The sequence below is a fragment of the Gluconacetobacter sp. genome (genome assembly GCF_047721585.1).
Classification (GTDB): domain Bacteria; phylum Pseudomonadota; class Alphaproteobacteria; order Acetobacterales; family Acetobacteraceae; genus Gluconacetobacter; species Gluconacetobacter dulcium.
The window spans coordinates 1-8,791 of record NZ_JBDNXE010000148.1 but is presented as its reverse complement, the minus strand read 5'-3'; the positions used below and the strand labels follow the sequence as shown (position 1 = coordinate 8,791).

7 protein-coding genes and 1 pseudogene are annotated in these 8,791 nt (G+C 66.9%); 5 read left to right on the top strand and 3 right to left on the bottom strand.

The annotated features are described in order from the left end of the window. Positions 1 to 126 precede the first annotated feature (126 nt). Positions 127 to 1,395: an AAA family ATPase gene (locus tag ABF821_RS18290; protein WP_415531107.1), complete on the bottom strand. Its 1,269-nt coding sequence runs from the start codon at positions 1,393 to 1,395 to the stop codon at positions 127 to 129. Then, the gene (locus ABF821_RS18285) at positions 1,392 to 1,988 is read right to left on the bottom strand and encodes a hypothetical protein (RefSeq protein ID WP_415531106.1); all 597 of its coding nucleotides are present in this window, start codon (positions 1,986 to 1,988) and stop codon (positions 1,392 to 1,394) included. Before ABF821_RS18285 ends, ABF821_RS18290 begins: the two co-directional genes overlap by 4 nt. 189 nt (positions 1,989 to 2,177) lie before the next feature. Between ABF821_RS18285 and rimP the strand changes: the two genes are divergently transcribed. Genes rimP through rbfA form a run of 5 tightly spaced genes read left to right on the top strand, consistent with a single transcriptional unit; the run spans position 2,178 to position 8,117 of the window. Continuing rightward, a complete protein-coding gene (gene rimP, locus ABF821_RS18280) occupies positions 2,178 to 2,759 on the top strand; it encodes a ribosome maturation factor RimP (RefSeq protein WP_415531105.1) in 582 nt (193 codons plus the stop codon). Positions 2,760 to 2,777: 18 nt separating this feature from the next. Then, complete coding sequence (nusA, locus tag ABF821_RS18275; RefSeq protein WP_182974496.1) at positions 2,778 to 4,313, top strand: transcription termination factor NusA; 1,536 nt, start codon at positions 2,778 to 2,780, stop codon at positions 4,311 to 4,313. 34 nt (positions 4,314 to 4,347) lie between these two features. Continuing rightward, complete coding sequence (locus ABF821_RS18270) at positions 4,348 to 4,989, top strand: RNA-binding protein (RefSeq protein ID WP_182974495.1); 642 nt, start codon at positions 4,348 to 4,350, stop codon at positions 4,987 to 4,989. Between the two features lie 12 nt (positions 4,990 to 5,001). Continuing rightward, a complete protein-coding gene (infB, locus tag ABF821_RS18265) occupies positions 5,002 to 7,683 on the top strand; it encodes a translation initiation factor IF-2 (protein WP_415531103.1) in 2,682 nt (893 codons plus the stop codon). Further along, positions 7,680 to 8,117, top strand: coding sequence for a 30S ribosome-binding factor RbfA (rbfA, locus tag ABF821_RS18260; RefSeq protein WP_114725381.1), 438 nt, complete (start codon positions 7,680 to 7,682; stop codon positions 8,115 to 8,117). Before infB ends, rbfA begins: the two co-directional genes overlap by 4 nt. A gap of 137 nt (positions 8,118 to 8,254) precedes the next feature. On the opposite strand, the pseudogene ABF821_RS18255 reads toward rbfA, so the two are convergent. After that, positions 8,255 to 8,791: pseudogene (locus tag ABF821_RS18255) on the bottom strand (paraquat-inducible protein); the annotation flags it as partial.

Here is an 8,791-nt window from a genome sequence, read left to right as displayed (position 1 = left end):
CCGGCGGATACAGCAGCGTCAGCGCCGTGAAGAGCGGGATGCAATAGAGCATCGCGCGCCAGATCGGCGCGCGGTGCCAGAGACGGGAAGCTGCGGACATTCAGGTCGCCGTAAGGGAAAAGCGGGTCAGCGCAGGACGCGGACCCGCTGGGCCTCGGTATCGTTGGCGATTTCGGCGGTGACGCCGTCTTCGCCGGAAACGACGCGCACCATCTTCGCCCCCTGCTGGCGGGCGGAAATCAGCGAGTCGCTCATCATGTCTTCGATCGACCGTACCAGGTCGCGGGCGCTGGCGGCGGCGCCCATCTTGCTCTGGCGACGCATGACCTCGAACAGCAGCGACGCGTCGATGCCGCCCGTCTCGACCTTCAGGCCGTAGCTTTCGATCATCGCCTCGATCTCCAGCGCCGCGACGCGGGCCACGTCCAGCCCCGTCAGCGCGCGGAAGACGAAGATACGGTCCAGGCGGTTCAGCACCTCGGGCGCGAAGCCGGCCTGGCGCAGGGCCTCGACCGACTCGGCGCGCATGCGGTCGGGTTCGTCGGCCAGGCGGTCGGCGATCTCGGACAGGGCATCGGTCGCGATGTTCGAGGTCAGCACGAAGATGGCGCGGACGGTGGAAATCTGCTGGCCGGTGGAAGCCTCGGTAACGTGACCGTCGTTCCACGCGGTGAGGAATTTCTTGAAGACATCGGGGTGGGCCTTCTCGATTTCGTCGAGCAGGACGACGGCATCGGGCTTTTCCTTCAGGCCGCCGGTCAGCTTGCCGAACGTGTCGGAGCCGACATAGCCCTTGGGCGAGCCGAAAAGCTGCGTCGCGGCGTGCGGCGAACTCATCTGCGTCATGTCGAAATGCAGCAGCGGGCGGTCGAGCTGGCGGGCCATCTGCTTGGCCAGGTAGGTTTTGCCGGTGCCCGGCGGCCCGGCCAGCAGGAAGATGCCGACCGGCTTGCCGCGCACCTGCAAGGCCATGCGGCGGCGCAACTGGGCGGCGATGTCCTCGCAGACCTGGTCCTGGCCGATGACCCGCGCGCGCAGGCCGGCCGCCAGTTCCTCGGCGTCGATCACGGTTTCTTTCTGTTCGCGCGCCATCATTTCTTCCAGCGCGGTGCGATTGGTCAGCCTGGCCAGTACATCCATCATCCACCCCCGTCGGCGCCGTAGCCCCTTGCGCGCCAGCCGTTCGGCGCGGGTCTCGAACATCATGCCCGCCAGGACCAGCAGGCTGCTCCCGCCCATCAGCACCGGAAAGGCCGGCGCACACCATTCCATGAAATGCGTCAGGCTGGCGAGGGAAAGATGCAGCGAGGCCGCGGCCTGCAAGCTGGCGAGAATCAGAAAAATAACCATCATGACCGGCATCAGCCGGTTCAGGGCGGGCAGAAGAGCCTTCATTGGACGATCACATCCAGAACGAGCATCTGGTCCCGGTGAATGACCGGCAGCGGGGTCGGCCCCAGGACCGTGATGGCCCCCGGCGCCACGCCGGCCGGGCCGGGATCGGAAACCGGCGCGATATCGACCTCGCCGGAAATGCGGATGGGCAGCAGCACGGTGCGCGGCCTGGGAGAGAGCGGCACGGTCTGGGTGATGCCGCCCGAACTGACGCTCACGACGCCGCCGGTCCCGGCCTCGTCATAGATCGGCATCTGCACCAGCCGGTATTCGCGCTTGCGGATGCCGGCCAGGATGCGGGCCTGCTGGTCGGGCGGCAGGCCCGATTGCTGCAAGGCGCGCGGCGCGTTGTCGGGTGCGATCATGGCGAATTGCTGGGTGCTGGTCAGCGCATTGGCGCCGGCGCCATGGGCGGCATCGCTGACGATCGGGGCGGGAACGGGGGCCGGGTGCTCGCTCTGGGTGGCCATGCGGGCGCTGAAGCCGGCGACGACGATCATGCCTGCCGCCAGGCCATACCACAGGGGCCGGCCTTTGCCGGGTCCGGCCTCATCGGGCGCGGCGCGTGCTTCGGGGTCGGGCGTCTGCCTCATCCGGGCATCATGCGTGTGCCTCATGCGATTGGGCAAGCAGGCAAACGAGGACGTGATTGTAATGTAATGTAGCCCCTTGGTTCCGTCGTGGCATGCACCTTGCGGCCGCGTGCGTTATCGCCTATATCAGCGTCATTCCTTCATCTTCCGCTTTTTTGGGGGGTGGCCTTACCGGCCGCCTTTTTTGTTTTGGACGTAGACCTGCCTCACCTCACCGGCCTGGACGCCAAGGTGGCCGCCCTCGTGGCGCCCGTCCTGGCCGATATGGGATTCGAACTGGTCCGCGTGGCGATCCTGGGCCGGGAGAGCCCGACGGTGCAGATCATGGCCGACCGTGCCGACGGCAGCCTGATCGCGATCGAGGATTGCGAGCAGATCAGCCACGCGGTGGGCGCGGTGCTGGATATTGAGGACCCGCTGCCCGGCGCCTGGACGCTGGAAGTGTCCTCGGCCGGAATCGACCGTCCGCTGACGCGGGCGAAGGACTGGAACCGGTTTGCCGGGCATCTGGCCAAGGCCGAGGTGAATATCCCGATCGACGGCCGCAAGCGTTTCTCGGGCATCCTGCTGGGTGCCGAAGAGGGGCTCGGCCGGTTGCGGCTGGAAGATGGAACCGAAGTGGCGCTGCCGCTGTCGGACATGCGTCGCGCGCGGCTGGTTCTGACCGATGAACTGATCGCCGCCAGCGCCCATATGATGGGGGTCTCCGACGACGGAGCCCCGGAAGACCCTGTCCCGCCCGGCGACAAGCCGGCGCGCAAGACTCACTGAGACGTCCTGGAGGTTCTGATGGACACGTCCGTTTCCCGTCCCGAACTGCTGCTGGTGGCGGATGCCGTCGCGCGCGAGAAGGCGATCGACCGGGAGGAAGTCCTGGAGGCGATGGAGCAGGCCATTCAGAAGGCCGGGCGCGCCAAGTACGGGCATGAGAAGGACATCCGCGCGACCATCGACCGCAAGACCGGCGATGTGCGCCTGTCGCGCTGGACCGAGGCCGTGGAGGTCGTGGAGAACGAGGAAACGCAGATTCCGCTCCACATCGCCCGCAAGTTCAAGCCCGAGATCCAGTTGGGCGAGCATCTGGTCGACCCGCTGCCGCCGATCGATTTCGGCCGCATCGCGGCGCAGACGGCCAAGCAGGTGATCGTGCAGCGCGTGCGCGAATATGAGCGCAAGCGCCAGTTCGAGGAATTCAAGGACCGCGTGGGCGAGATCGTGAACGGCACGGTCAAGCGCACGGAATACGGGAACCTGATGGTCGAGATCGGCAGTTCGGAGGCGCTGCTGCGCCGTGACGAGCTGATCCCGCGTGAGAGCTTCCGCAATTCCGACCGCGTGCGGGCCTATATCTATGACGTGCGCGACGAGCCGCGCGGGCCGCAGATCTTCCTGTCGCGCACGCATCCGGCGTTCCTGGCCAAGCTGTTCGCGCAGGAAGTGCCCGAGATCTATGACGGCATCATCGAGATCAAGGCCGTGGCCCGCGATCCGGGGTCGCGCGCCAAGATGGCGGTGATTTCGCGCGATGCCTCGATCGATCCGGTCGGCGCCTGCGTGGGTATGCGCGGGTCGCGCGTGCAGGCCGTGGTGCAGGAGCTTCAGGGCGAGAAGATCGACATTATTCCGTGGAGCCCGCAGGCGGCGACCTTCGTGGTCAACGCCCTGGCGCCGGCGGAAGTCAGCAAGGTGGTGATGGACGAGGAGGCCGGGCGCGTCGAAGTGGTGGTGCCGGACGAGCAGCTCAGCCTGGCGATCGGCCGGCGGGGGCAGAATGTCCGTCTGGCCAGCCAGTTGACGCGCTGGGATATCGACATCCTGACCGAGGCCGAGGAATCGGAGCGCCGGCAGGAAGAGTTCCGTCGTCGCAGCAACCTGTTCGTCGAGGCGCTGGACGTGGACGACGTGATCGCCGGCCTGCTGGTGACCGAAGGCTTCCATTCGATCGAGGAACTGGCGTATGCCGAGCCCGACGAACTGGCGGAGATCGAAGGGTTCGACGAGGATGTGGCCGGCGAGCTGGTCCGCCGCGCGGAGGGCTTCCTGGCCCGTCGCGAGGAGGAACTGGACGAGAAGCGCCGTGGACTCGGCGTGACCGACGAGATTGCGGTTCTGGGCGTGTTTTCCAACCAGATGCTGGTGACGCTGGGTGAAAAGGGTGTGAAGACCCTGGACGATCTGGCGGATCTGGCCGGCGATGAGCTGGTCGAATTCCTCGGCGGCGACGTGATCGACGAGGAAGCGGCGAACGAGATCATCATGGCGGCGCGTGCTCACTGGTTCGAGGACGAGCAGCCGGCCGACGCGCAGGAGGCGCCGGGGGCCTGAGCGCCACGGCGTGTCGGGGCAGGCGGGACAGGATATGACGGCGGACGCCGATCTGGAGCCGGAAGACGACGAGCGGGGGCCTTTGCGCCGCTGTATCGTCACGCGGGAGCGTGCGGCGCCTGAGACGATGATCCGTTTCGTGGTCTCGCCCGACCGGATTGTGACACCCGATCTTTCCGCGCGTCTGCCCGGACGGGGAATCTGGTTGAGCGCGCGCCGGGATGTGCTAGAAACGGCCCGGACGCGCGGGGCATTCTCACGCGCCGCCCGGGGTCAGGTCGTCGTTCCGCCCGACCTGGACAAGGTCCTGGAAGCCGGCCTCGTACGCCGGATGCTGGAGACGGTGGGACTCGCACGACGGGCCGGTCAGGTGACATACGGTTTCGTCAAGGTGCGGGAATGGATAGAGGGCGGTCGCGCCGGTCTGATCATACAGGCCGAGGATGGCAGCCCTGATGAGAGGACGAGGTTATTGTCCGGCGCACGGGATCTGCCGATAGCGGTTGTTCCTACGGCGGCGGGTCTGGGGGCGGCATTCGGCCGTGACCATGTCGTGCATGCGGCGATGTCGCGTGGCGAACTGGCACGGCGCGTGCGCATCGATAGTGAACGTTTTGCGGGGCTGTCCGGCAGGGCGGTTCCGGGTTCGTCGGACCAATCCGGCGAACTTGGGTGAACAGGCGGGTACATGAGCGAAGGCAACGATCAGGATCAGGGTAAGGGACGCTTGTCCTTGCGGCCGGCGGGCCGGAAGGAGGTCGGACGGACGGTTGATGCCGGTTCCGTGCGGCAGAGTTTCAGCCATGGTCGTTCGAAGGTGGTGCAGGTCGAGGTGCGCAAGAAGCGCGGCCCCGGTCCGGCCCCCGCAGGCAGCGGCTCCGGTTCGTCCGGTGGCGGCCGGGCCGGTGCGCGCGGTGGCAGTGGCGGTCGCGCGCTGACCGCCGCCGAACTGGCTACCCGCCAGCGCGTCCTCGACGAGCAGCGGGCCGAGGCCGTCCGCCGCGAGCAGGAGCGCCGCGAGCAGGAAAAGATCATGATCCTGTCCGCCGCCGAGGAAGCGCGGCGGCGCGAGGAAGATGCCCGGCGCGCAGCCGAGGAAGAATCCCGCGAACAGGAAGAAGCGGCCCGTGCCCAGGCGGAGCAGGCCGCGCGTCAGGTGCAGGAGCAGCCTGAAGCCGTAGAGACCGGTGCGGTGGTCTCGGCCGTGCCGCGGCCCGGCGAGGTTACGCTGGCGCCGCCGATGGAGCGCCTGCGCCCGCTGGCCGAACGCGCCATCATGCCGGCCCGTCCGGTCACGCCCACCCGTCCCGCGCCGGCGGCGGCGACGCCGGCCCAGCCCCAGGGCGAGACCCTGCGCCTGCGCACCGGTCGCGGTCCCGACACGGAAGAGGAACGCCGTGCGCCGCGTCGCCCCGGTGTCGTGCCCAGCCGCAAGCCGAACGGCGCACCCGCGAAGAAGGGTGGCGACAACCGCCGGTCCGGCCGCATCGACGTTCAGGCGGCGATCGAGGGTGACGACGACAAGACGCGCTCGCTGGCTTCGGTCCGGCGCCAGCGCGAGCGTGAGCGCCGGCAGGCCGAACTGGAGCGTCTGCGCTCCGACCAGGTCCGCGTGGTGCGTGACGTTGTGCTGCCCGAGACGATCACGGTGCAGGAACTGGCGAACCGTATGGCGGCCCGTCAGGGTGAAGTCATCAAGGCCCTGATGAAGATGGGCGTGATGGCGACCGTGACGCAGTCGCTGGATGCCGACACGGCCGAGCTGGTGATTCAGGAATTCGGCCATCGTGTGCGCCGCGTGGCGGACAGCGATGTCGAGATCGGCATCGAAGGCATCGACGATACGCCGGAAGACCTGCTGCCGCGTCCGCCCGTCGTGACGGTCATGGGGCATGTCGACCACGGCAAGACCTCGCTGCTGGATGCGCTGCGCACCACTGACGTGGCCGCGGCCGAAGCCGGCGGGATCACGCAGCATATCGGCGCCTATCAGGTGACGCTGCCTTCGGGTGCGAAGATCACCTTCATCGACACGCCGGGCCATGAGGCGTTTACCGCCATGCGTGCCCGTGGTGCCTCGGTGACCGACGTGGTGGTGCTGGTGGTCGCGGCGGATGACGGCGTGATGCCGCAGACGATCGAGGCCATCCGCCACGCCAAGGCGGCGAATGCGCCGATCGTGGTGGCGATCAACAAGTGCGACAAGCCGGGTGCCAACCCCGAGCGCGTGCGTCAGGAACTGCTGTCGCACGAGATCGTGGTCGAATCCATGGGCGGCGACACCCAGGATGTCGAGGTCTCGGCGCTGAAGCGCACCGGGCTGGACAAGCTGGAAGAAGCCATCCTGCTTCAGGCGGAAATCCTGGACCTGCGCGCCAACCCGGACCGGGTGGCCGAGGGCTCGGTGATCGAAAGCCGGCTGGATCGCGGTCGTGGCCCGGTGGCGACGATCCTGGTGCAGAAGGGCACGCTGCGGCGTGGCGACATCGTGGTGGCCGGCGCCGAATGGGGCCGTGTCCGTGCGATGCTCGACGACCGCAATCGCCAGATCCAGGAGGCGCTGCCTTCGACCCCGGTCGAGATCCTGGGCATCGCCGGCGTGCCGGGTGCCGGCGAGCCGTTCGTGGTGGTGGAGAACGAGAACCGCGCCCGCGAGATCTCGGAATTCCGTCAGCGCGTGATCAGGGACCGCATGGCCGCTGGCCAGACGGCCGCGCGCGGCACGCTGGACCAGATGCTGGCGCGCATCCAGGCCGGTGCCCAGAAGGAAGTCGCCGTGCTGATCAAGGCCGATGTCCAGGGTTCGGCCGAGGCGTTGCAGACCACGGTGCTCAAGCTTGAGCATGAAGAGGTCAAGGTGCGGGTGCTGACGGCCGGCGTGGGCCAGATCACCGAAAGCGACGTGCAGTTGGCCAAGGCTTCGGATGCGGTGATCATCGCGTTCAACGTCCGTGCCACGACGCAGGCGCGGGAACTGGCGCAGCGCGAAGGGGTCGATATCCGCTACTACTCGATCATCTATCAGGTCGCGGATGACGTGGAGCAGTTGGTCAAGGGCAAGGTTGCGCCCAAGCACCGCGAGAAGTTCCTGGGGTATGCCGAGATCCGCAAGGTGTTCGACATCACCAAGGTGGGCAAGGTTGCCGGTTGCTACGTCACCGAAGGCGTGGTCAAGCGTGGGTGCGGTGTGCGCCTGCTGCGCGACAACGTGGTGGTGCACGAGGGCGATCTCAGCCAGCTCAAGCGCTTCAAGGACGATGTCAAGGAAGTGGCGCGCGGTTATGAGTGCGGTCTGTCCTTCGCGGGCTACAACGATCTGCGCGAAGGCGACATGGTCGAGTGCTACGAGATGGAACTGGTTCCCGCATGAGCCGCAACCCATCCCGTGGGAAGGTGAATACGGCGGGGCCGGCGGGGAAACTCGCCGGTCTTGCCGCTTCCGGACCCAGCCAGCGCCAGTTGCGCGTGGGCGAGGAAGTGCGCCGGGTGCTGGCCGACCTGTTCGCCCGCACCGAATTCCGCGATCCGGAGCTGGTCGATGCGCGCATCACCGTGACGGAAGTGCGTCTGTCGCCCGATCTGAAACATGCCACCGCCTTCGTGGCGCGGCTGGGGCGTAGCGATGTGGATGCGTTGATGCCGGCGCTGCGGCGTGTGGCGCCATTCCTGCGGTCGCGCATGTCGGGCAATCTGCGGCTGCGGGTGGTGCCGGAAATCCATTTCCAGCCGGATACGGCGCTGGATTATGCGATGGAAGTCAGCGCGTTGCTGAACAAGCCGGAAGTGGCGCGGGATCTGGACTGAGAGAAAGTCTCTCTTCTTTTTCTGAAGAAAAAGAAGCAAAAAGACTTTTGATCGGTTCAGGGACATCGTGTGTCTCGGCACAAAATTCCCCGACGAATCAAAGTTTTTTGGTTCTTTTTTTCAAAAAAGAACGAAGACTATCGCCTTCCTGTGATCAGAACGCCCGGTTCGCGCCGGATCGTGCGTGCCGCGTCATGCAAGGCGGCGCCCCCGGCGGCGATGTCACGCCGTGCCGCGTCCAGGTTGGTTTTCAATGCATCATCCGGTGTGCGCAGGTCGGAGCGGACCTGACGGGCGGCCGCCAGGGCGGCGTGCGTGTCGCGAGTGACGGCCTGGATTTCCGTGCCGCGATCGTGACTCTGCCGGTGGGCCGTCGCGCGCGCCTGTGCGAGCGCGGCGCGGGTGGTGTGCCAGTCGGTTTCGATCTTTTGTCGGGCTGCTTGTGCCGTGGCGGAAGCCGTTCGGATGGAAGACGCGGTTGCCGTCACGCTGGCCTGGACGGGTGGCAGGGCGGCGTCGAGGTTTTGCCTGATCTTTTGGCCTTCCTGCACGGTCTGTCGCCATTCCGCTGCCATTTTATGGATCGGCAGGGTGGTCATGGTTCGGCGGAGGATGGCCAGGCGGGATTCATGGGCCGGGATTTCCGGCAGGTTCGACAGGCCGGGATGCAGGGG

Excerpts from the sequence above, each read along its gene's own strand:
- ABF821_RS18270 (WP_182974495.1), top strand. The coding sequence starts at position 4,348 with ATGACGGCGGACGCCGATCTGGAGCCGGAAGACGACGAGCGGGGGCCT.
- ABF821_RS18290 (WP_415531107.1), bottom strand. The coding sequence starts at position 1,395 with ATGAAGGCTCTTCTGCCCGCCCTGAACCGGCTGATGCCGGTCATGATG.
- infB (WP_415531103.1), top strand. The coding sequence starts at position 5,002 with ATGAGCGAAGGCAACGATCAGGATCAGGGTAAGGGACGCTTGTCCTTG.
- rbfA (WP_114725381.1), top strand. The coding sequence starts at position 7,680 with ATGAGCCGCAACCCATCCCGTGGGAAGGTGAATACGGCGGGGCCGGCG.
- ABF821_RS18285 (WP_415531106.1), bottom strand. The coding sequence starts at position 1,988 with ATGAGGCAGACGCCCGACCCCGAAGCACGCGCCGCGCCCGATGAGGCC.
- nusA (WP_182974496.1), top strand. The coding sequence starts at position 2,778 with ATGGACACGTCCGTTTCCCGTCCCGAACTGCTGCTGGTGGCGGATGCC.